Origin of the sequence: Hydrogenophaga luteola (genome assembly GCF_042648585.1) — a bacterium.
Classification (GTDB): domain Bacteria; phylum Pseudomonadota; class Gammaproteobacteria; order Burkholderiales; family Burkholderiaceae_C; genus Hydrogenophaga; species Hydrogenophaga luteola.
This window is the reverse complement of sequence record NZ_JBHRXX010000005.1, coordinates 481,007-501,127: the sequence shown is the minus strand read 5'-3', so window position 1 is coordinate 501,127 and position 20,121 is coordinate 481,007. Positions and strand designations below refer to the sequence as shown.

20 protein-coding genes are annotated in these 20,121 nt (G+C 67.4%); 12 read left to right on the top strand and 8 right to left on the bottom strand.

What is annotated here, in order from left to right; genetic code table 11:
- Positions 1-3: 3 nt before the first annotated feature.
- From ACFOPI_RS12475 to ACFOPI_RS12455, 5 genes are read left to right on the top strand one after another with little or no spacing between them, the layout of a single operon-like run.
- Positions 4-975, top strand: coding sequence for a Bug family tripartite tricarboxylate transporter substrate binding protein (locus ACFOPI_RS12475; protein ID WP_382174276.1), 972 nt, complete (start codon positions 4-6; stop codon positions 973-975).
- A gap of 15 nt (positions 976-990) precedes the next feature.
- Complete coding sequence (locus tag ACFOPI_RS12470; RefSeq protein ID WP_382174274.1) at positions 991-1,539, top strand: VOC family protein; 549 nt, start codon at positions 991-993, stop codon at positions 1,537-1,539.
- Positions 1,539-2,984, top strand: coding sequence for an aldehyde dehydrogenase family protein (locus ACFOPI_RS12465; RefSeq protein WP_382174273.1), 1,446 nt, complete (start codon positions 1,539-1,541; stop codon positions 2,982-2,984). Before ACFOPI_RS12470 ends, ACFOPI_RS12465 begins: the two co-directional genes overlap by 1 nt.
- Before the next feature lie 26 nt (positions 2,985-3,010).
- Positions 3,011-3,601 carry a malonic semialdehyde reductase gene (locus ACFOPI_RS12460; RefSeq protein WP_382174271.1) on the top strand — a complete coding sequence of 197 codons (591 nt, stop codon included), beginning with the start codon at positions 3,011-3,013 and terminating at the stop codon, positions 3,599-3,601.
- A gap of 9 nt (positions 3,602-3,610) precedes the next feature.
- Positions 3,611-3,817: a tautomerase family protein gene (locus tag ACFOPI_RS12455; RefSeq protein WP_066253099.1), complete on the top strand. Its 207-nt coding sequence runs from the start codon at positions 3,611-3,613 to the stop codon at positions 3,815-3,817.
- A 93-nt stretch (positions 3,818-3,910) separates the two neighbouring features.
- Here the strand turns inward: ACFOPI_RS12455 and ACFOPI_RS12450 are convergent, their stop codons facing one another.
- Genes ACFOPI_RS12450 through ACFOPI_RS12425 form a run of 6 tightly spaced genes read right to left on the bottom strand, consistent with a single transcriptional unit; the run spans position 3,911 to position 10,560 of the window.
- The gene (locus tag ACFOPI_RS12450) at positions 3,911-5,074 is read right to left on the bottom strand and encodes an ABC transporter substrate-binding protein (protein WP_382174269.1); all 1,164 of its coding nucleotides are present in this window, start codon (positions 5,072-5,074) and stop codon (positions 3,911-3,913) included.
- A gap of 41 nt (positions 5,075-5,115) precedes the next feature.
- Positions 5,116-6,972, bottom strand: a complete 1,857-nt coding sequence (locus tag ACFOPI_RS12445) for an AMP-dependent synthetase/ligase (protein WP_382174267.1) — start codon at positions 6,970-6,972, stop codon at positions 5,116-5,118.
- 4 nt (positions 6,973-6,976) lie between these two features.
- Positions 6,977-7,765 carry an ABC transporter ATP-binding protein gene (locus ACFOPI_RS12440; RefSeq protein ID WP_066253088.1) on the bottom strand — a complete coding sequence of 263 codons (789 nt, stop codon included), beginning with the start codon at positions 7,763-7,765 and terminating at the stop codon, positions 6,977-6,979.
- Positions 7,762-8,592: an ABC transporter ATP-binding protein gene (locus ACFOPI_RS12435; RefSeq protein ID WP_382174945.1), complete on the bottom strand. Its 831-nt coding sequence runs from the start codon at positions 8,590-8,592 to the stop codon at positions 7,762-7,764. The genes ACFOPI_RS12440 and ACFOPI_RS12435 overlap by 4 nt, the downstream gene beginning before the upstream one ends.
- Before the next feature lie 5 nt (positions 8,593-8,597).
- Positions 8,598-9,674 (bottom strand): branched-chain amino acid ABC transporter permease, encoded by a 1,077-nt coding sequence (locus tag ACFOPI_RS12430; protein WP_382174264.1) that lies wholly within the window; start codon positions 9,672-9,674, stop codon positions 8,598-8,600.
- 10 nt (positions 9,675-9,684) lie between these two features.
- Complete coding sequence (locus tag ACFOPI_RS12425) at positions 9,685-10,560, bottom strand: branched-chain amino acid ABC transporter permease (RefSeq protein ID WP_382174263.1); 876 nt, start codon at positions 10,558-10,560, stop codon at positions 9,685-9,687.
- A gap of 207 nt (positions 10,561-10,767) precedes the next feature.
- Between ACFOPI_RS12425 and ACFOPI_RS12420 the strand changes: the two genes are divergently transcribed.
- The 5 genes from ACFOPI_RS12420 to ACFOPI_RS12400 all read left to right on the top strand — a co-directional run bounded on the left by ACFOPI_RS12420 (position 10,768) and on the right by ACFOPI_RS12400 (position 15,143).
- Positions 10,768-12,168 (top strand): acyclic terpene utilization AtuA family protein, encoded by a 1,401-nt coding sequence (locus ACFOPI_RS12420; RefSeq protein WP_382174262.1) that lies wholly within the window; start codon positions 10,768-10,770, stop codon positions 12,166-12,168.
- Positions 12,165-12,548 (top strand): AtuA-related protein, encoded by a 384-nt coding sequence (locus ACFOPI_RS12415; RefSeq protein WP_382174260.1) that lies wholly within the window; start codon positions 12,165-12,167, stop codon positions 12,546-12,548. Before ACFOPI_RS12420 ends, ACFOPI_RS12415 begins: the two co-directional genes overlap by 4 nt.
- Entirely contained in the window at positions 12,545-13,339 is a 795-nt protein-coding gene (locus ACFOPI_RS12410) for a crotonase/enoyl-CoA hydratase family protein (protein ID WP_382174258.1), read from the top strand. The genes ACFOPI_RS12415 and ACFOPI_RS12410 overlap by 4 nt, the downstream gene beginning before the upstream one ends.
- A gap of 52 nt (positions 13,340-13,391) precedes the next feature.
- Positions 13,392-14,129, top strand: a complete 738-nt coding sequence (locus ACFOPI_RS12405) for a type 1 glutamine amidotransferase (protein ID WP_382174257.1) — start codon at positions 13,392-13,394, stop codon at positions 14,127-14,129.
- A gap of 111 nt (positions 14,130-14,240) precedes the next feature.
- On the top strand, positions 14,241-15,143 hold the full coding sequence (locus ACFOPI_RS12400) for a DUF2167 domain-containing protein (protein WP_382174255.1): 903 nt from the start codon (positions 14,241-14,243) through the stop codon (positions 15,141-15,143).
- A gap of 34 nt (positions 15,144-15,177) precedes the next feature.
- Here ACFOPI_RS12400 and ACFOPI_RS12395 read toward each other — a convergent pair whose 3' ends face one another.
- Positions 15,178-15,612 (bottom strand): acyl-CoA thioesterase, encoded by a 435-nt coding sequence (locus ACFOPI_RS12395; protein WP_382174254.1) that lies wholly within the window; start codon positions 15,610-15,612, stop codon positions 15,178-15,180.
- Positions 15,613-15,649: 37 nt separating this feature from the next.
- Between ACFOPI_RS12395 and ACFOPI_RS12390 the strand changes: the two genes are divergently transcribed.
- Complete coding sequence (locus ACFOPI_RS12390; RefSeq protein WP_382174253.1) at positions 15,650-17,503, top strand: ABCB family ABC transporter ATP-binding protein/permease; 1,854 nt, start codon at positions 15,650-15,652, stop codon at positions 17,501-17,503.
- Here ACFOPI_RS12390 and ACFOPI_RS12385 read toward each other — a convergent pair.
- On the bottom strand, positions 17,500-19,047 hold the full coding sequence (locus tag ACFOPI_RS12385) for an acetyl-CoA hydrolase/transferase family protein (protein ID WP_382174251.1): 1,548 nt from the start codon (positions 19,045-19,047) through the stop codon (positions 17,500-17,502). The genes ACFOPI_RS12390 and ACFOPI_RS12385 overlap by 4 nt on opposite strands.
- Positions 19,048-19,166: 119 nt before the next feature.
- On the opposite strand from ACFOPI_RS12385, the gene ACFOPI_RS12380 reads away from it, so the two are divergent.
- Entirely contained in the window at positions 19,167-20,090 is a 924-nt protein-coding gene (locus ACFOPI_RS12380; protein WP_382174249.1) for a LysR substrate-binding domain-containing protein, read from the top strand.
- The last annotated feature ends 31 nt before the right edge of the window (positions 20,091-20,121 follow it).

Genomic DNA, 20,121 nt, shown 5'->3' with positions numbered 1-20,121 from the left:
ACCATGAAAAAGAACCTGATGACGATGTTCGGCGCCGTGCTGGCCTTGACCCTGCCGCTGGCGGCGGGCGCACAGACCTATCCCGAGCGCCCGGTGCGCGTGCTGCACGGCTTTGCCGCGGGTGGCAACGCCGATGTGGTGGCGCGCCTGGTCACCACCGAGATGGCCAAGGGCCTCGGCCAGCCGATGGTGGTGGAACCTAAGGCCGGGGCCGGCGGCACCATCGCGGCAGCCACTGTGGCCTCGGCCAAACCCGATGGCTACAACCTGCTCCTGGCCACCGGCGGCCACGCCATTGCGGGCGTGCTCTACGACAAGCTGCCCTACGACACCGCCAAGTCCTTCCAGCCGGTCTCGGCGCTGACCTCGTTCCCGTTCCTGGTGGTGGTCAACGCCGCCAGCCCGCACAACAACCTGGGCGATCTGATCAAGGCGGCCAAGGCCAAGGCCAACCCCATGACCTTCGGCTCCGCCGGCGTCGGCACCGGCCAGCACATGACCGGCGAGCTGCTGGCCAACCGCGCCGGCGCGGCCTTCACGCACGTGCCTTACCGCGGCGAGAGCGCGTCGGTGACCGCGCTGCTGGGCAACGAGGTCGACTTCATCGTGATCGCGCCGACCACCGCGCTGCCGCAGGTCAAGGCCGGCAAGCTGCGCGCCCTCGGCACCTCGGGCAGCGCGCGCTGGAGCGGCCTGCCCGACGTGCCCACGGTCGCCGAGCAAGGGGTGCCGAACTTCGAGGTGCGTTCCTGGACCGCGCTGCTGGCGCCGGCCGGCACGCCGCAGCCGGTGATCGACCGCCTGAACGCGCAAGTCGCCACCGCGCTGCAGGACGCCACCCTGCGCAGCAAGCTGGCCGAGGCCACCGGTGGCGACGTGCATGCCAGCACGCCCAAGGAGCTGCAGGCCACCATCGAGGGTGACCTCAAGCGCTGGGGACAACTGGTCAAAGACGCCAAGATCCAGAAAGACTGAGAAGGACCCGACACCATGAATGTCACCCGACCCACCCCTGCCCACTTCGGCTTCTTCGTCTACGACCTCGACAAGATGGTCGACTTCTACACCCAGGTGTTCAAGCTCACCATCACCGACGAAGGCCTGGGCAAGAACTTCGGCAACCGCCTGGTCTTCATGAGCGCATCGGAAGACCAGCACCACCAGATCGTGCTGTCCGAAGGGCGTTCGGCTGAATCGAAGGTCAGCACCATCATGCAGGTGTCGTTCCTGGTGCCCGATCTGGCCGAGCTGCGCTGGAACCGGGACAAAGCGGAGGCCCTTGGCGCGACCGAGATGCGGCCCATGAACCACGGCAACGCCTGGTCGCTGTACTACTTCGATCCCGAGGGCAATCGCGTCGAGGTGTACCTGGACACGCCGTACTACGTGAACCAGCCCTATGGCACGCCGCTGGACCTCGACAAGAGCGAGGACGAGCTGCTGGCAGAGACCTTTGCGATGGTGCGCGACGACCCCAGCTACATGCCGCTGGCCGAGTGGCAGTCCCGCTTTCGCCAGCGCGGCGCAGGGCGCGCGTGATGGCGCAGGGACACAACTTCATCGGTGGCGAGTGGGTGGCGGGCGCGCGCAGCGTGCGCAACATCAACCCGTCGGACACGCGGGATGTGATCGGCGAATACGCGCAGGCCGACATGGCGCAGGCAAGGGCCGCGGTGGATGCGGCCGCGGCGGCGTTTCCCGCCTGGTCGCTCTCGGGGCCGCAGCAGCGCTTCGATGTGCTCGACAAGGCCGGCAGTGAAATCCTGGCGCGCAGCGCCGAGCTGGGCGACCTGCTGGCGCGGGAAGAGGGCAAGACCCTTCCCGAGGCGGTGGGCGAGGTGGTTCGCGCGGGCCAGATCTTCAAGTTCTTTGCCGGTGAGGCGCTGCGCCAGCGCGGCGAGCTGCTGGCGTCGGTGCGGCCCGGCATCGGTGTGGAGATCACGCGCGAGCCGCTGGGCGTGGTGAGCCTGATCACCCCCTGGAACTTCCCCATCGCGATCCCCGCCTGGAAGATCGCGCCCGCGCTGGCCTTCGGCAACTGCGTGGTGTTCAAGCCCGCCGAACTGGTGCCCGGCTCGGCCTGGGCGCTGGCGGACATCCTCTCGCGCGGCGGCCTGCCCGCGGGCGTGTTCAACCTGGTGATGGGCTCGGGCGCGGAGATCGGTTCGGCGCTGGTGGACGACCCGCGCGTGGCCGGCCTGAGCTTCACCGGCTCGGTGGCCACCGGCCGGCGCCTGGCGGCGGCCTGCGCGGCGCGCGGGGCCAAGTACCAGCTGGAGATGGGCGGCAAGAACCCGCTGGTCGTGCTCGACGATGCCGACCTGGCGGTGGCTGTCCAGTGCGCGGTGCTGGGCTCGTTCTATTCCACCGGCCAGCGCTGCACGGCGTCGAGCCGGCTGATCGTTACCGAGGGCATCCACGACCGCTTTGTCGACGCGCTGGTCGAGCGACTGAAGCAGCTCAAGGTCGACGACGCGCGCCGACCGGGCACCGACATCGGCCCGGTGGTGGACGAGCGCCAGCTCGCAGTCGATCTGGACTACATCCGCATCGCGCAGGAAGAGGGCGCGACGCTGGCGTTTGGCGGCGAACACCGCGCCAGCAACGATCTCGGGCAGCCAGGCCACTACCTCACCCCGGCGCTGCTCACCGGCACCGACAACACCATGCGCATCAGCCGCGAGGAGGTGTTCGGGCCGGTGGCCAATGTGGTCCGCGCGCGCGACTACGAGGAGGCCCTGGCGCTGGCCAACGACACGCCGTTCGGCCTGTCCAGCGGCCTTTGCACCACCAGCCTGAAGCACGCCACCCACTTCAAACGGCATGCGCAGGCGGGCATGGTGATGGTCAACGCACCCACCGCGGGGGTCGACTACCACGTGCCGTTCGGCGGGCGCAAGGGTTCCAGCATGGGTCCGCGCGAGCAGGGCAGCCACGCCGCCGAGTTCTACACCACGGTCAAGACCGCCTATACCGCGGCCTGATCGCTTTCAACTCTTTCGAGGCCTCCATGACCCACCCGACCCTGTCCCCCACCGAGCTGGCGTTCTCGGCAGCCCGCACCTTCCCGAAGTTCCGCGACGAACCTGTCTCCGACGACACCCTGAAGGCGCTGTGCGAACTCGCCCAGTGGGGCCCCACAGCCTCCAACTGCCAGCCGGCGCGCTATGTGTTCGTGCGCAGCGCCGAAGGCAAGGAGAAGCTGCGCCCCTGCCTGGCACCGGGCAATGTGGACAAGACCATGAGCGCCCCGGTGACCGTGATCGTGGCCCACGACAGCCGCTTTTACGAGCACCTGGCGACCCAGTTTCCGCACATGCCCACCGCCGCCGCGGCGTACGACGGCAAGCCCGCGCTGGCGCAGACCGTGGGGCTGCGCAACAGCAGCCTGCAGGGCGCCTACCTCATCGTGGCGGCCCGCCTGCTTGGGCTGGACTGCGGCCCCATGAGCGGCTTCGATGCCGAGGCGCTGGACCGCAGCTTCTTCCCGGACGGGCGCTTCCGCTCGAACTTCCTGATCAACCTCGGTCATGGCGACACCGCTTCCCTGCGTCCGCGGGGGCCCCGGCTGCCGTTCGAGACCGTGGCCAGCTTTGCCTAGGAGACCTCCATGCCTTTCATCGACGTCAAGATCATCGAGGGCGTGTTGCCCGACGACAAGAAGCACGCACTGATCGCTGCCATCACCGAGGCGGTGGTTCAGGTCGGCGGCGAAGGTTTTCGCCCCATGACGCGCTGCGTGATCCAGGAGATCCGCAGTGGCTGGTGGGGCTCGGGCGGCAAACCGCTGACCACCGAGGACGCACGCCCCAAGTAGGCCGAGGCCATAAAAAAAGCCGCCATCGCACGGGGCGTGGCGGCTTCCGCGCATGGCCTGTGTTACCAGGCGGCGCGCAGCTCTGAGCGGGTTTCAGTTCTTCGGGTAGTCCGAGATCACCTTCCACTTGCCGTCGACGATCTGCGACAGGCGCGAGGCGTTGCTGCCCAGGCGCTTCTGCGGGCCGAAGCTGGCGGGCGCGCTGCCGAAGATGTCGGTCGGGATCGTCATCGTGTCCATCACCTTGATGAAGCTGTCGGTGCTCAGATTGGCGCCGGCCTTGCCCGCGGCCTTGGCGAAGGTGTCGATGATGTTGTAGCCGTAGACCGAGAACACGGTGGGGTCTTCGTTGAACTTGGTCTTGTACTTGTTGGCCCAGAAGCGGACCGGCTGCGAGGCGTCGTCCAGATAGGGGTTCTGCACCGTCATGGTGGCGTACAGGCCGTTCATGGCTGGGCCACCGAGCTTGTGGATCAGGTCGGTGTAGAGCGCGCTGCTGCCCATGAAGGTGGGGTTGAAGCCCAGCTTGCGGGCCGTGGCGATGGTGCCGACGGTCTCGCGGATGATGGTGCCGAGCACGACGAAGTCGCACTGCGCGGCGGCCAGTTTCTGCATCTGCGAGCCGAACTCGGTGGCACCGCGCTTGAAGCTGGCTTCTTCGGCCATTTCCATGCCGATGGACTTCAGGCCTTCCTTGGCACCGCGCACCACTTCCAGCCCGAACTCGTCGTCCTGGTAGACGGTGCAGACCTTCTTGGCGCCTTTCTCCTTCACCACCACCGGCAGCGAGTTCTTCATCTGGTCGAAGTAGGTGGCGGCGAAGGAGTACTTGAGCTTGTGGAAGGGCTCGTACATCTCGCGCGCGGCGGTGATGGGGAAGAAGTTGATCACGTTCTTCTGAAACTGCACCGGCATGGCGGCCATGTTCTGTGCAGTGCCGATGTGGCCGACCATCATGAAGATCTTGTCCTGGTTGACCAGCTTCTGCGCTGCCAGGACGGCGGTCTTGGGGTCGTACTTGCTGTCTTCCACCAGCAGCTTGAGCTTGCGGCCGTTGATGCCACCCTGCTCGTTGATCTCGTCCACGCGCAGCATCATGCCCAGGCGGGCCTGCTTGCCGAAGCCGGCCAACGGACCAGAGAGGTCCTGGATGGAGCCGAGGACGATCTCGTCCTTGCTCACACCCTGCGACTGGGCGAAGGCGGCGCCGGCCGTCAGTGCCAGAGCGGCGGCGGTCAGAGTGAGTCGGGCTTTCATGGGGGCTTGTCTCCTGGGTGGAAAAAAACGGGGTGGCCGGGTCAGCGGTACATGGCTTCGATCTGCTCGGCGTATTTCTGCTGCACCAGCTTGCGTTTGAGCTTCATGGTGGGCGTGAGTTCTTCGTCTTCGGCGGTCAGCTGCGTATCGAGCAGCCAGAACTTCTTGATCTGCTCGACGCGGGCGAACTTCTTGTTGGTGGCGTCGATGACATCCTGGATCAGCTGCTGCACTTCGGGCGCGCGGGTCAGGCTGGCGTAGTTGGAGAAGGGCACGTCGTGGTCCTGTGCAAACTTCTCCACGTTCTCCTGGTCGATCATGATGATCACGGTGAGGTAGGCCCGCTTGTCGCCGATCACCACCGCGTCGGTGATGTAGGGCGAGAACTTGAGTTCGTTCTCCAGCTCGCTGGGGGTGATGTTCTTGCCCCCTGCGGTGATGATGATGTCCTTCATGCGGTCGGTGATGCGGAAAAACCCTTCCTCGTCGACCACGCCCACATCGCCCGTGTGCAGCCAGCCGTCCTTGTCGATGGTCTCTGCGGTTTTCTCGGGCAGGTTCAGGTAGCCCATGAACACGTTGGGCCCGCGCACCAGGATCTCGCCCGTCTGCGGATCGAGCTTCACCTCGTTGTATTGCGCGGCCGGTCCGATGCTGCCGGGCTTGATGCGCTCGGCCGGGATACCGGTGGACGCACCGCAGGTCTCGGTCATGCCCCAGACCTCCAGCATGGGCACGCCCAGCGCGAGGTACCAGCGCACCAGCTCGGGCGAGATCGGCGCGGCGCCGGTCACGAGGAAGCGCGCCCGGTGGATGCCGATCAGCTTGCGCACGTTGTCCAGCACCAGCAGGCGCGCGGCGCGGAACTGCCATTGCAAACCGCCGGGCACGGCCTCGCCCTTGAGCACGTGGTCGGCCACCCGCTGGCCGACGCCGATGGCCCAGGCGTAGGCCGCCTGCTGCAGCTTGCTGGCTTCCTTGAGCGTGATCATCACGCCCGAATAGAACTTCTCCCACACGCGCGGCACGGCGGTGAACACGGTGGGCGCGATCTCGCGCACGTTCTCGGGCACGGTCTCCGGGTTCTCGACAAAGTTGAGCTTGGCCCCGGTGTACATCGAGAAGTACTCGCCGCCCATGCGCTCGGCGATGTGGCACAGCGGCAGGAAGCACATGCACTCGTCGTGCTGGTCGCGCGCGATGAGCGTGTTGTAGCCGCGCACGGTGTAGACCAGCCCCTGGTGCGCGTGCATCGCGCCCTTGGGCTTGCCGGTGGTGCCCGAGGTGTAGACCAGGATGGCGAGGTCCTGTGGCTTCACGGCGGCCACGCGCTGCGCCAGCGCCTGCGGGTGCTGCGCCAGGTGTTCGCGGCCGAGTTCTCGCAATGCGTCCAGACTGACGACCATGGGGTCGTGGAAGTCGCGCAGCCCGTCCATGTCGAACACCACGATCTTCTTCAGGCGCGGCAACAGGTGCCGCACCTCCAGCGCCTTGTCCAGCTGCTCGTCGTCTTCCACGAACAGCACGGTGGTGCCCGAGTCCTCGCTGAGGTAGTGCACCTGCTCGGCCGCGTCGGTGGGGTAGATGCCGTTGGACACGCCGTTGGCGCTCAGCACGGCCAGGTCGCACAGCACCCACTCCACATTGGTGTTGGAGAGGATGGACGCGGTCTCGCGCTCGCCGAAGCCGATGGCCAGCAGGCCGTGGCCGATCTCGCGCACCGCCTGGCCGACCTGCGTCCAGGTCCAGCTGCGCCAGATGCCGAATTCCTTCTGCCGCAGCCAGATGTCGGGGCCACGCTTCTCGACGGCGTTCCAGAAGATGGCGGGCATGGTGTCGCCGGGCATGACCACGTCGGTCTGCGGGCGGATGGCGGAGAGATCCCACAGGTAGCTCATGCGCTCATCTCCAGTTCTTCTTCTTTTTCCAGCGGCGGTCGGCGCGCACGCCGGCCTCCTTCATGCCGAGGTAGAACTCCTTGATGTCGTCCTTCTCGCGCAGCCGGGCGCAGGTGTCTTCCATCACGATGCGGCCGTTCTCCAGCACGTAGCCGTAGTCCGATGCGTTGAGCGCCATGTTGGCGTTCTGCTCCACCAGCAGGATGGTGGTGCCGCGCTCTCGGTTGATGCGCACCACGATCTCGAAGATCTCCTTGGTCAGTTTGGGCGAGAGGCCCAGGCTGGGCTCGTCCAGCAGGATCAGGTCGGGGTTGGCCATCAGCGCGCGGCTGATCGCCAGCATCTGCTGCTGACCACCCGAGAGCAGGCCGGCGTCCTGCGCCGCGCGCTCGCGCAGGATCGGGAAGTAGTTGAAGACCAGCTCCATGTCGCGCGCCACGCCGTCGCGGTCCTTGCGGGTGTAGGCGCCCATCAACAGGTTGTCGCGCACCGAGAGCAGCGGGAACACCTCGCGCCCCTCGGGCACGTGCATGAGGCCGCGCTGCACGATCAGCGCCGGGTCCTGGGCGGTGATGTTCTCGCCCTTGAACTCGATGCTGCCCTTGCGTGGGTCGATGATGCCGCTGATGGTCTTGAGGATGGTGGTCTTGCCGGCGCCGTTGCTGCCCAGCACGGTGGCGATCTCGCCGCGCCGCACCTGCAGGCTCACGCCGCGGATGGCCTTGATGGGGCCGTACGCGCTCTCGACGTTGAGCAGCTTGAGCACCGCGTTGTCGGTGACCGGGGCTGTCATGCCGCCACCCTCCCATGGTTCTCGCGGCGCAGGCTGGATACATCGTCCACCGTGCCGAGATAGGCCTCGATCACGCCGGGGTGGCTCTGCACCTCGGCGGGCGTGCCGGTGGCGAGCTCGGCGCCCATGCTCATGGCCAGTACGCGGTCGGAGACCTTGGACACCAGGGTCATGTCGTGCTCCACCATCAGCACCGTGATGCCCAGCTCGTTCTTGATGTCGCTGATCCAGAACGCCATGTCTTCGGTTTCCTCCACGTTCAGGCCCGAGGACGGTTCGTCCAGCAGCAGCAGGCGCGGTTCGGTGCACAGCGCGCGCGCCAGCTCCACCACCTTGCGCACGCCGTAGGGCAGGCCCGCCACCATCGATTCGCGGTGGTGCTGCAGGTCCAGGAAGTCGATCACCTGCTCCACCTTCTCGCGCGCGGCGATCTCGGCGGCGCGGGTCCTGCCGGTGAACAGCAGCTCGCTCCACAGTCCGGTCCGGCGGTGCGTGTGGCGCCCGATCAGCAGGTTCTGCAGCACGGTCGCGTGTTCGAACAGCTCGATGTTCTGGAAGGTGCGCGCGATGCCCAGGCCCGCCACCTTGTGCGGTGGCAGGTCGGTCAGCTTCAGCAAGCCATGGTGGCTGGCGAAATGGATCTCGCCGCTGGTGGGCGTGTAGATGCGGCTGATGAGGTTGAACACCGTGGTCTTGCCCGCGCCGTTGGGGCCGATCAGGGTGAACACCTCGCCCTTCTTCACGTCGAAGCTCACCTTGTTGACCGCCAGCACGCCGCCGAAGCGCACGCTGAGTTCCCGGGCCGATAGGAGGATGTCGTCGTTCATGGTGTTCATTTCAGGCGGTCGGACTTCTGGAACGACTTCTGCCGCTTGAACATGCCCTTGCGGTAGAACGGGAACAGCTGGAACCAGGTGCGGATCTTCAGCCAGCGGCCGTACAGGCCCATGGGCTCGAACAGCACAAAGGCGATCAGCACCGCGCCGTAGACCGTGCCCTGCAGGCCGGTGGACTGGCCGATTGCCTCGGGCAGGAAGTCCTTGGCCAGCGCGATCAGCTGCGGCATCACGATCAGGAAGATCGCGCCCAGGAAGGCGCCGTGGATCGAGCCCAGCCCGCCGATCACCACCATCAGCAGCAGGTCGATGGACTGGATGATCGAGAACTGGTCGGGCGAGAGGAACTGGATCTTGTGCGCGTAGAGCGCACCGCCGATGCCGGCCAGGGCGGCCGAGAGTGCGAACGACATCGTCTTATAGCGCGCCAGGTGGATGCCCATGCTCTGCGCCGAGATCTCGGAATCACGGATGGCGACGAAGGCGCGGCCGGTGGGCGCGCGCAGCAGGTTGACGATGGCCAGCGTGGCGCCCACGCAGAGCACCAGGCAGAGGAAATAGAACCCCTCGGTGGAATCGATGGTCCAGCCGCCGATGCCGGGCGGGTTCACCGGCAGGCCGGCGTTGCCGCCGGTGACATGCTCCCAGCGCGCCATGCCTTCCTCGACGATGAAGCCGAAGGCCAGCGTGGCCATGCCCAGGTAAATGCCCTTGACGCGCAGCGCCGGCAGGCCGACCACCATGCCCACCGCGGCCGAGAGCAGGCCGGCGCAAGCGATGGAGATGGGGAAGGGCCAGCCCGCGTTGGTGAGCACGGCTTCGGTGTAGGCGCCGACGCCGAGAAAGGCCGCGTGGCCGAGCGAGAACAGGCCGGTGAAGCCCGCCAGCAGCATCAGGCCCAGGCCGACGATGGCGTAGATCAGCACGAAGGTCAGCTGCGCCAGCCAGTACTCAGGCAGGGCCCAGGGTGCCACCGCGAGGAACAGGCCCAGCAGGCTGTACCAGAACACATGGCCGCCGTGTTTGGCCAGCCGGATGTCCTGGTCGTAGTCGGTCTTGAAGATGAAACGCATGGTGCCGGCCTCAGACTTTCTTGCGAAGCTTTTCGCCAAACAGGCCGTTGGGTTTCAGGACCAGCATCAGCAGCACCACGAGGTAGGGCGCGATGTCCTTGAAGCCTTCGGGCAGGTAGAAGCCCGACAGCGCCTCGACCACGCCGATCACCAGCCCGCCGACGATGGCACCGGGCAGGCTGCCGAAGCCGCCCACCACGGCCGCGGGGAAGGCCTTGAGTCCGATGAAGCCCATGTTGGCGTGCACGAAGGTGATGGGCGCCAGCAGCAGGCCCGCGATGGCCGCGACGGCCGCCGCCAGCCCCCAGACCAGGCCGTTGAGCCGCTTGACCGGGATGCCCATGTAGTAGGCGGCCAGCTGGTTCTGCGACGCCGCCTGCATGGCGATGCCCAGCTTGCTGTACTTGAACATGGCGAACAGGCCGCCACAGAGCACGGCCGTCACGCCGATGATCACCAGCTGCTCCGCGGCGAGCACCAGGCCGCCCATGTTCAGCACCTCGCCCGCGTAGGGCACGGCCAGCGAGTGGGTGTCGGTGCCGATGTTGGGGATCATGGTGATCACGCCGCGCAGCACATAGCCCACGCCGATGGTCAGCATCACGATGGAGAAGGCCGGCTGGCCCAGGATGGGGCGGATCACCAGGCGCTCCAGCAGCACGCCGAACAGGCCCATGCCGATGACCGCAGCGAGCACCGAGACCCAGAACGGAAACCCAAGCAGCGTCATGGTCAGCAGGCCGCCGAAGGCGCCCACCATCATCAGGTCGCCCTGCGCGAAGCTCACCGTTTCGGTCGCCTTGTAGATCAGCACGAAGCCCAGGGCGATGAGGCCGTAGATGCATCCCTGGGCCACACCGCCGATCAGCAGTTGCAGCAGTTGCACGCACTGTCTCCTTTGTTGTTGTGGACACAGGGCGCTGCAATTGCTGTGGCGCAGGGTCCAACTGTGGTGCGGGTTTTATATCGGCCTTGCCTGAAACCGGCGTCAGGGTAGACCCGAGCCCGAGTCGCGCAGGCGGCAGCTTTTCTGCGTCATATTTTTAGCAAGCAAACGCTTTGCAAAAATAGGGAATGCCCGTATGCTGGCCGCATGAAATCGATCCGCATCGGCGCCGGCCTCGGCTTTTATGGAGACCACTGGGAACCGGTGGTCGCCAGCATCGAACGCGGCAGCGTGCAGTTCATCGCCAGCGACCACCTGGCCGAACTCACCCTGGCCATCCTGCAGAAAGACCGGCAGCGCGACCCGTCGCTGGGCTACGCGCGCGACGTGGTGCCCATGCTGCTGCGGCTGTGGCCGCTGATGCAGGCGCGCGGCGTGCGCTTCGTCTGCAACGCCGGCGGGCTCAACCCCATGGGCGCCGCGCAGGCGGTGCAGGCCGCACTGGCGGCCAAAGGCATGGCGCCGCGCATCGCGGTCGTGACGGGCGACGACGTGCTGCCGCGCCTGCTGGACCCCTCGGTGCCCGGTGCGGGGCTGGGCCACCTGTTCACCGGCGAGCCGGTGTCAGCGGTGCGCGAACGGCTGGTGTTCGGCAACGCCTACCTGGGTGCGGCGCCCATCGTGCGGGCGCTGGAGCTCGGCGCCGAGATCGTCATCACCGGCCGCGTGGCCGACGCGGCGTTGTTCCTCGGTCCCATCGCCCACCACCTGGGCTGGGACCTGAAGGCCACCGACGCCGCCGGTCTCGACCGGCTGGCGCAGGGCCTGACCGTGGGCCACTTGCTGGAGTGTTCCGGCCAGGGCAGCGGCGGTAACTTCGGCAGCCAGGGTGTGTGGAAGGACATTCCCGATCTCGCGCACATCGGTTTTCCCATTGCCGAGGTGTGGGACGACGGCACGGCGCTGATCACCAAGGCGCCGGGCACCGGCGGGCGGGTCAACTTCGACACCGTGCGCCAGCAGCTGCTGTACGAGGTGCACGACCCGCACGCCTACCGCTCGCCCGACGTGGTGCTGGACATGGGCGGCATCCACCTGCACGACGAGGGCCACGACCGGGTGCGGCTGACCGGCGCGCGCGGATCGGCGCCGGGCGAGATGCTCAAGGTGGTGGCGGGTTTCAGCGACGGATACAAGGCCGAGGTGACCTGGGGCTTTTCCTGGCCCGACGCCTGGGACAAGGCGCAGGCTGCCATCGCCACCATCCGCGCCCAGCTGGCCGAGCGGCGCGTGCCGCACGAGGAGCTGTACGTGGAATACCCGGGCCTGAACTCGGCGCACGGCCCGCTGGCGCCGCTGCCCCTGCCGGCGCAACTCAACCAGATGAACGAGGTCTGGACGCGGCTGGTGCTGCGCACGAACGCGAAGGCTGCCGCCGACGGCTTCGGCCGCCTGTTCCCCTGGATCGGCCTGAGCGGCCCGGCCTACACCTGCGGCTTCACCGGGCTGCACAACACCAGTGAGCTGCTGGGCATCTGGCCGACCCTGATTGCGCGGGCGGAGGTGGAACCCCATGTGCAGGTCCGGTTGCTGGAGAACACGCCATGAACCGGGTCCGCATTCCCCTGGTCCGCATCGCCCACGCGCGCAGCGGTGACAAGGCCGACTGGGTTGACTTCGGCCTGTTCGCCTGGAACGAGGCCGGTTACCGCATTCTCGAACGCGAGGTCACGGCCGAACGGGTGCGGCAGCACTTCGCGCCCTGGCTGCCTGGCGAGGTGGACCGCTGGCCGCTGCCCAACATCCTCGCGCTCAAGCTGGTGCTCAAGGGCGCGCTGCAGGGTGGCGGCGCCCGCAACCTGCGGCTGGACAACCTGGGCAAGTCGATGGCGGGGGCGCTGCTGCGCATGGAGATCGAAGTTTCCCCGGACGAACTGGAGGCGGCCATGAGTGAGCAACGGATCGGTTGGTGGGGAGAGCAGGCATGACGGCTGTCACCACCGAGGTGATCGACGACATCCACGTCGTCACGCTCAACCGCCCCGAGGTGCGCAACGCGGTCGATGGCGACACCGCACAGGCGCTGCACGCCGCCTTCCTGGCCTTCGAGGACGACCCGGCCGCCAAGGTCGCGGTGTTCCACGGTGCGCACGGCCACTTCTGCGCCGGCTGGGACCTGCAGCACGGAGCCCGCCTGGCGGCCTCGGGTGGCGCGGGGGGGCTGGACGCGCTGGACTTCCACAGCGACGACGCCCGCGCCGTCGGGCCCATGGGACCCTCGCGCCTGCGCCTGTCCAAGCCGGTGATCGCGGCGGTCAGCGGCGCGGCGGTGGCGGGCGGCATGGAGCTGGCGCTGTGGTGCGATCTGCGGGTGGTGGAAGACGACGCCTACTTCGGTGTCTACTGCCGGCGCTTCGGCGTGCCGCTGATCGACGGCGGCACGGTGCGCCTGCCGCGCCTGATCGGCATGGGCCACGCGATGGACCTGATCCTCACCGGCCGCAAGGTCGAGGCGGCCGAGGCGCTGCAGATGGGTCTGGCCAACCGCGTGGTGCCCACCGGACAGGCGCGCGAAGCCGCCATCGCGCTGGCGCGGCAGCTCGCCGCCTTCCCGCAGGCCACCATGCGCGCCGACCGCGAGAGCGCCTACGCGCAGTGGGACCTGCCGCTGGGCGAGGCGCTGCAGCAGGAGTGGCTGCGCGGTCGGGCGCGCATTCCCGATGCGCTGGAAGGTGCAACGCGCTTCGCCAGCGGCGAGGGCCGGCACGGCACCTTCTGAGCGGCGCCGATTGGCTCCCGGCCAAGCTGGAGGGCTGGCGATCATCCCGGCCATGAACGCTGCGATTCCCCACGACACCGAGGTGCTGGTGCTCCAGCACCTGCACGAGGACGGCCCCGGCCACCTGGGCGACTGGCTTGATGCGCAGGGCGTGCGCTGGTGCGTGCGCTGCACCGAGGCGGGCGAGGCCTACCCGGCGACGGTGCGGGGCCTGAAAGGCCTGGCCGTGCTGGGTGGCGCCTGGAGCGCCAATGACGACCGCCCCAGCCAGCGCCAGGCCGAGGCCCTGATCCGCGAGGCCGACGCGCTGGGCATCCCGGTGATCGGCCACTGTCTGGGCGGGCAGCTCATCGCGCGCGCTTTCGGTGGCCGGGTGCAGACGCTGGAGGCTCCGGAAATCGGCTGGCTGCCGATGCGCCACGATGGCAGCGCGGCGGCGCGCGACTGGCTGGGCGATGCGCCGGACGCGATGGTCTACCAGTGGCACTACGACAGCTTCACCGAACTGCCGCCAGGTGCGCAGCCGATCGCCGGCTCGGCGGCTTGCCCGCACCAGGCTTTCGTGCTGCGCCAGCACCTGGCGATGCAGTTCCACATCGAGATCACGGCGCAGAAGGTCGAGGACTGGATCGCCGCCCCGGGCGAGGGCTACGCACCTGCCTGCGCGGCGCACCCGGCCACGGTGCAGACGCCGGACGCCATGCGCGCAGGCACCCGGCGCCACCTGGCCGCCAGCCAGGCGCTGGCCGGGCACATCTACGACCGCTGGCGCGAGCGCTGGCCGCACTGAGGCGCGGCTGCATCTGCCCCAGGGCCGCAGAGCCCGGTACCTATACTGCGCCGGGGGGAACGGGCATGCCGCCCGCGCCACACATTCATCAATCAACGGAGTGGAGGAGTGATGCGAAACATCGCCGTCTTGCGAGGCGCGTTCGCCTTGTTGTTGGGTTTCATGGGCCTGTGTGCCGCGACGCTGGTCAGCGCGCAGCAGCCGGCAGCGGATGCGGACGACCCTTGGGAGGCCGCCAAACAGGCGGCCCAGCAGGGCCCGCTGGACATCCCTCTGGCCGGTCAGGCGAAGCTTAGGTTGCCCGCCGACCGCGTCTTCATTCCCCAACCCCACGCGACGAAGCTGCTCAATGCCATGGGCAACCCGGGAGAAGATCCCAGACTGCAAGGCCTGATCTTCCCGGCAGAGGACAAGGCCGGCTGGTTCATGACCGTGCGATACGAAAGCTCGGGCTACATCAAGGACGACGACGCCAAGGACTGGGACGCGGACGAGCTGCTCGACAGCTACCGCGATGGGACCGAGGAGAACAACAAGGAGCGCGCCAAGATGGGCGTGCCCGAGATGGAGATCCTGGGCTGGGCGCAGCCGCCGGCCTACGACGCGGTCACACACCGTCTGGTGTGGGCCATGAAGTCGCGCGACAAAGGCGACACCAGCGACACCGATCTGGGGGTGAACTACAACACCTATCTGCTGGGTCGCGAGGGCTACTTCAGCCTGAACCTGGTGACCGATCTCAACTCGCTGGAGGCGGTCAAGCCCCAGGCGCACGCGATGCTCGACGCCGTGAGCTACGACGAGGGCAAGCGCTATGCGGACTTCAACGCCAGCACCGACCATGTCGCGGAATACGGCCTGGCGGCGCTGGTGCTGGGTGTCGGCGCCAAGAAGCTGGGGCTGCTGGCCGTGATCGCTGCCTTCGTGGCGAAGTTCGCCAAGGTGGGCATCCTTGTTCTGGCTGGCCTGGGCGTGGCGCTCAAACGCTTTTTCGGCAAGAAGAGCGAGGCCTGATCCCGATCCGTCGGGGCCGGCGCCGCCGACGGATTCAGGCCATGCCCGCCGGCAGGCCCTCGCGCGGGATCGGCCGGGGCCGGCCCTCGTGGTCGATGGCGACGTAGGTCAGGCTCGCCTCGGTCACCTTCACATACTGCCCCTGGGCCGAGAAGCGTTCGGCGAACACCTCCACCTGCACGGTGATCGAGGTGTTGCCCACGCGGGTGACGTGCGAGTAGAAGCTCAGGATGTCGCCCACCCGCACCGGCTGCTTGAAGATGAACTGGTTGACCGCCACGGTCGCCATGCGGCCCTTGACGTAGCGCGCCGGCAGCACGGCGCCGGCCAGGTCGACCTGGGCCATGACCCAGCCGCCGAAGATGTCGCCGTTGCCGTTGGTGTCGGCCGGCATGGGAATGACCTTGAGCACCAGCTCGCGGCCTTCGGGCAGTTCGGTGTGGGGGCGGGGGCTTGATTCGGTGGACATGGGCACAATCTCTTGAAAACTCCCACGATTGTCCCGCATGCGCCCTTCGTCCGTCTCCCGGGCCGCCTATCCCGTGCCCACCGCCGACAGCGGTCCCGCGCCCGCCCGTTCCGACTGGGCGACCCTGCGCCGCCTGTTCCCTTACCTCTGGCAGTACAAGTGGCGCGTCATCGCGGCACTGGCCTTCATGGTGGCCGCGAAGGGCGCCAACGTGGGCGTGCCTCTGCTGCTCAAGGAGCTGGTGGACGCGATGACGATCAAACCCGGCAGCGCCATGGCGCTGCTGGTGGTGCCGCTGGGGCTGATCGTGGCCTACGGCCTGCTGCGTCTGTCCACCAGCGTGTTCACCGAGCTGCGCGAACTGGTGTTCGCCAAGGCCACCGAGGGCGCTACGCGCTCGATCGCGCTGCAGGTGTTCGGCCACCTGCACGCCCTCTCGCTGCGCTTTCACCTGGAGCGCCAGACCGGCGGCATGACGCGCGACATCGAGCGCGGCACGCGCGGGGTGCAGTCGCTGATTTCCTATTCGCTCTACAGCATCTTCCCGACCCTGATCGAAGTCGTGTTCGTGCTCACCCTGCTGGGCACCAAGTTCGACATGGGCTACGTCTGGATCACGCTGGTGGCGCTGGTGCTGTACGTGGTCTTCACCGTCACGGTGACCGAGTGGCGCACCAAGTTCCGCCGCGAGATGAACGAGCTGGAGTCCACCAGCCAGACCAAGGCGATCGACTCGCTGCTGAACTACGAGACGGTCAAGTACTTCAACAACGAGGCCTTCGAGGCGCGGCGCTACGACGAGTCACTGGAAAAGCTGCGCAAGGCCCGAATCAAGAGCCAGACCACCCTGTCGCTGCTCAACACCGGGCAGCAGCTGGTGATCGCAGTGGCTCTGGTGCTGATGCTCTGGCGCGCCACCCAGGGCGTGGCCGACGGTCACATGACCCTGGGCGACCTGGTGATGGTCAACGCGTTCATGATCCAGCTCTACATCCCGCTGGGCTTTCTGGGCGTGCTCTACCGCGAGATCAAGCAGAGCCTGACCGACCTCGACAAGATGTTCGTGCTGCTGGAGAAGGAGCGCGAAATCGCGGACGCGCCGGGCGCACAGCCGCTGATGCTGGACGGGCCGCCGGCGGTGACGTTCGAGAACGTGCGTTTCTCGTACGAGCCGGCGCGCGAGATCCTGCATGGCATCAGCTTCGAGATCCCGGCCGGCAAGACGGTGGCGGTGGTCGGACCGTCGGGCTCCGGAAAATCCACCCTGGCGCGCCTGCTTTACCGGTTCTACGACGTCACGAACCATGAGCCCGGTGGTCCCCATGGCGGCGGCCGCATTCTCATCAACGGCCAGGACATCCGCGAGGTCACCCAGTCCAGCGTGCGCCAGGCCATCGGCATCGTGCCGCAGGACACGGTGCTGTTCAACGACAGCATCGAATACAACATCCTCTACGGCCGGCCCGACGCCGGGCACGAGGCGGCGGTGGAGGCCGCCAAGGCCGCGCACATCCACGCCTTCATCGAGAAGCTGCCCAAGGGTTACCAGACCACCGTGGGCGAGCGCGGTTTGAAGTTGTCAGGCGGCGAGAAGCAGCGCGTGGCGATCGCGCGTACCCTGCTGAAGAACCCGCCCATCGTGATCTTCGACGAGGCCACCTCGGCGCTGGACTCAGCCAACGAGCGCGCCATCCAGGCCGAGCTCAAGAGCGCGGCGCGCAACAAGACCTCGCTGGTGATCGCGCATCGGCTCTCGACGGTGGTGGACGCGCACGAGATCCTGGTGCTGGTGCATGGCGAGATCGTCGAGCGCGGCACACATGCCGAGCTGGTGGCGCGCGGCGGCGTCTACGCCGATATGTGGGCTTTGCAGCAGTCCGGCTCTGATTAAGGCTTCATGCTGCCGGTGCGCTCGTACCGGGCGTGCCAGCTCAGCGCTTCTTCCAGCAGGTGCGGCGTGTGCATGCCCGCATGACCGGCCTTGGCATTGGCTTCGCTGCGCTCCACGTAGTCGAGCAGGGCAGGTTTGAAGTCGGGGTAGGCGCAGCGCTCGATGATCAGGCGCGAGCGCTGGCGCGGTGACAGGCCGCGCAGGTCGGCCAGGCCCTGCTCGGTGACGATGATCTGCACATCGTGTTCGGTGTGGTCCACGTGGCTGACCATGGGCACGATGCAGCTGATGCTGCCGCCCTTGGCGGTGGATGGCGTCATGAAGATGGAGAGGTAGGCGTTGCGCGCGAAGTCGCCCGAGCCGCCGATGCCGTTCATGATGCGCGTGCCCATCACGTGGGTGGAGTTCACGTTGCCGTACAGGTCGGCCTCGATCATGCCGTTCATGGCGATCAGGCCCAGGCGGCGGATCACCTCGGGGTGGTTGCTGATCTCCTGCGGGCGCAGCACGATGCGCTCGCGGTAGAAGTCCAGGTTGGCGTTGAACTCCTTCATCACTTCGCTGGAGAGCGAGATCGCGGTCGACGATGCCATGCGCATCTTGCCGCTCTTGAGCAGGGCGAGCATGCCGTCCTGCAGCACCTCGGTGTAGCCCTGCAGGCCGGTGAAGGGGCCGTCGTTCAGGCTTTCCAGCACCGCGTTGGCGATGTTGCCCACGCCCGACTGCAGTGGCAGCAGGTCCTCGGGCAGTCGGCCCTGCTTCACCTCGTTCTGGAAGAAGTCCATCAGGTGGCCGGCGATGCGGCGCGAGGCTTCGTCCGGCGCCGAGAAGCGCGTGTCGCGATCGGGCAGATTCGTTTCCACCACGGCGATCACCTTGGCCGGGTCGCAATGCAGATAGGGTGTGCCGATGCGGTCGCCGGCGTCGGTCATCGGAATCGGCTTGCGGTGCGGTGGGCGCTCGGTGCCGTAGTAGATGTCGTGCATGCCTTCCAGAGCCAGCGGGTGGCCATGGTTGACTTCCAGGATCACCTGGTCGGCCTGGTCCAGCCAGGTCTTGTTGTTGCCGACGGAGGTAGCCGGGATCAGGCGGCCGTCTTCGAGGATGCCGGCGACCTCGATCACCGCCACGTTCAGTTTGCCGAGAAAGCCGAACCAGACGTACTGCGCCACGTGCGAGAGGTGGATGTCGGTGTAGGCCATGTCGCCGGCGTTGATGCGCGCGCGGCAGGTCGGGTCGGACTGGTAGGGCAGGCGCATGTCCATGCCGCCCACCTTGGCCAGCGCGCCGTCGAGTTCGGGCGCGGTCGAGGCACCGGTCCACAGGCCGATGCGGAATTCGTGCCCGGCGTCGTGCTGCTGCTGGATATGCCGGGCCAGGGCCTGCGGCACCAGCTTGGGGTAGCCCGCGCCGGTGAAACCGCTCATGCCCACATGGTCACCGTGGTGGATGAGGGCGGCGGCCGCGTCGGCCGACATGATTTTCTGGCGCAGGCCGGGGTGGGCGATGCGGGAGGGGTGGATGGCGGGAGGGTTCTGGGTCATGGGTCAGTGATATTAGGGTTAACCCTAGGTTTTGGATATCGTAATGGAACCGGGCGGGCGCCAAAACCCGGAAAAACAGGGGGATGTGCACTCATGCACGGCGCGCATAATCCGCCGCCATGGAAACCAAGTGGCTGGAAGATTTTGTGAGCCTGGCTGAGACACGCAGCTTCAGCCGCTCGGCGCAGCTGCGCCACGTCACACAACCCGCGTTCTCGCGCCGCATCCAGTCGCTCGAAGCCTGGGCCGGCACCGATCTGGTGGACCGATCGTCCTACCCGACACGCCTGACCCCCGCCGGCCAGACCCTGTACGACCAGTCGCTGGAGATGCTGCAGGCGCTGCAGAGCACGCGCGCCATGCTGCGCGCCCACACGGCTGCGGCGCAGGACGTGATTGAGTTTGCCGTGCCACACACGCTGGCCTTCACCTTTTTCCCGTCCTGGCTCTCGGGCCTGCGCGAAAGCTGCGGGCCGATCAAGAGCCGGCTGATCGCAATGAACGTGCACGACGCGGTGATGCGGCTGGTCGAGGGCAGCTGCGACCTGCTGATCGCCTACCACCACACCTCGCAGCCCATCCAGCTGGACGCCGCGCGCTACGAGATGCTGCCGCTGGGCCGCGAGACGCTCTCGCCCTACGTCAAGCCGAACGACCAAGGCGAGCCCATGTTCCGTCTGCCAGGCACCACGGCGCACCCCTTGCCCTATCTGGCCTATGCCCCCGGCGCCTACATGGGCCGGGCGGTCGAGCAGGTGCTCAAGAGCAGCCCGACGCCGGTGCACCTGGACCGCATCTACGAAACCGACATGTCCGAGGGCCTGAAGGCCATGGCGCTCGAAGGCCACGGCATCGCCTTTTTGCCGGCCAGTGCGGTGCGGCGCGAGCTGCGCGCCAAGCGGCTGGTGAGCGCGGGCGAGGGGCTGGACACGACGCTGGACATCCGCATCTACCGCGAGCGCCCCGGCACCCGCAAGGCCAAGGGCTCGGTGGACGCGTTCTGGAACGATCTGGAAGCGCACCTTGGCCGCAGCGGCGGTTGAGCCGCTGGGCCGGCTCTGCCGCGGTGGGGGC

Coding starts and splice junctions, on each gene's coding strand:
- ACFOPI_RS12395 (WP_382174254.1), bottom strand. CDS start 15,612: ATGTCCACCGAATCAAGCCCCCGCCCCCACACCGAACTGCCCGAAGGC.
- ACFOPI_RS12415 (WP_382174260.1), top strand. CDS start 12,165: ATGAACCGGGTCCGCATTCCCCTGGTCCGCATCGCCCACGCGCGCAGC.
- ACFOPI_RS12470 (WP_382174274.1), top strand. CDS start 991: ATGAATGTCACCCGACCCACCCCTGCCCACTTCGGCTTCTTCGTCTAC.
- ACFOPI_RS12450 (WP_382174269.1), bottom strand. CDS start 5,074: ATGAAAGCCCGACTCACTCTGACCGCCGCCGCTCTGGCACTGACGGCC.
- ACFOPI_RS12380 (WP_382174249.1), top strand. CDS start 19,167: ATGGAAACCAAGTGGCTGGAAGATTTTGTGAGCCTGGCTGAGACACGC.
- ACFOPI_RS12435 (WP_382174945.1), bottom strand. CDS start 8,592: ATGAACGACGACATCCTCCTATCGGCCCGGGAACTCAGCGTGCGCTTC.
- ACFOPI_RS12440 (WP_066253088.1), bottom strand. CDS start 7,765: ATGACAGCCCCGGTCACCGACAACGCGGTGCTCAAGCTGCTCAACGTC.
- ACFOPI_RS12390 (WP_382174253.1), top strand. CDS start 15,650: ATGCGCCCTTCGTCCGTCTCCCGGGCCGCCTATCCCGTGCCCACCGCC.
- ACFOPI_RS12460 (WP_382174271.1), top strand. CDS start 3,011: ATGACCCACCCGACCCTGTCCCCCACCGAGCTGGCGTTCTCGGCAGCC.
- ACFOPI_RS12400 (WP_382174255.1), top strand. CDS start 14,241: ATGCGAAACATCGCCGTCTTGCGAGGCGCGTTCGCCTTGTTGTTGGGT.
- ACFOPI_RS12430 (WP_382174264.1), bottom strand. CDS start 9,674: ATGCGTTTCATCTTCAAGACCGACTACGACCAGGACATCCGGCTGGCC.
- ACFOPI_RS12465 (WP_382174273.1), top strand. CDS start 1,539: ATGGCGCAGGGACACAACTTCATCGGTGGCGAGTGGGTGGCGGGCGCG.
- ACFOPI_RS12455 (WP_066253099.1), top strand. CDS start 3,611: ATGCCTTTCATCGACGTCAAGATCATCGAGGGCGTGTTGCCCGACGAC.
- ACFOPI_RS12385 (WP_382174251.1), bottom strand. CDS start 19,047: ATGACCCAGAACCCTCCCGCCATCCACCCCTCCCGCATCGCCCACCCC.
- ACFOPI_RS12420 (WP_382174262.1), top strand. CDS start 10,768: ATGAAATCGATCCGCATCGGCGCCGGCCTCGGCTTTTATGGAGACCAC.
- ACFOPI_RS12405 (WP_382174257.1), top strand. CDS start 13,392: ATGAACGCTGCGATTCCCCACGACACCGAGGTGCTGGTGCTCCAGCAC.
- ACFOPI_RS12410 (WP_382174258.1), top strand. CDS start 12,545: ATGACGGCTGTCACCACCGAGGTGATCGACGACATCCACGTCGTCACG.
- ACFOPI_RS12445 (WP_382174267.1), bottom strand. CDS start 6,972: ATGAGCTACCTGTGGGATCTCTCCGCCATCCGCCCGCAGACCGACGTG.
- ACFOPI_RS12475 (WP_382174276.1), top strand. CDS start 4: ATGAAAAAGAACCTGATGACGATGTTCGGCGCCGTGCTGGCCTTGACC.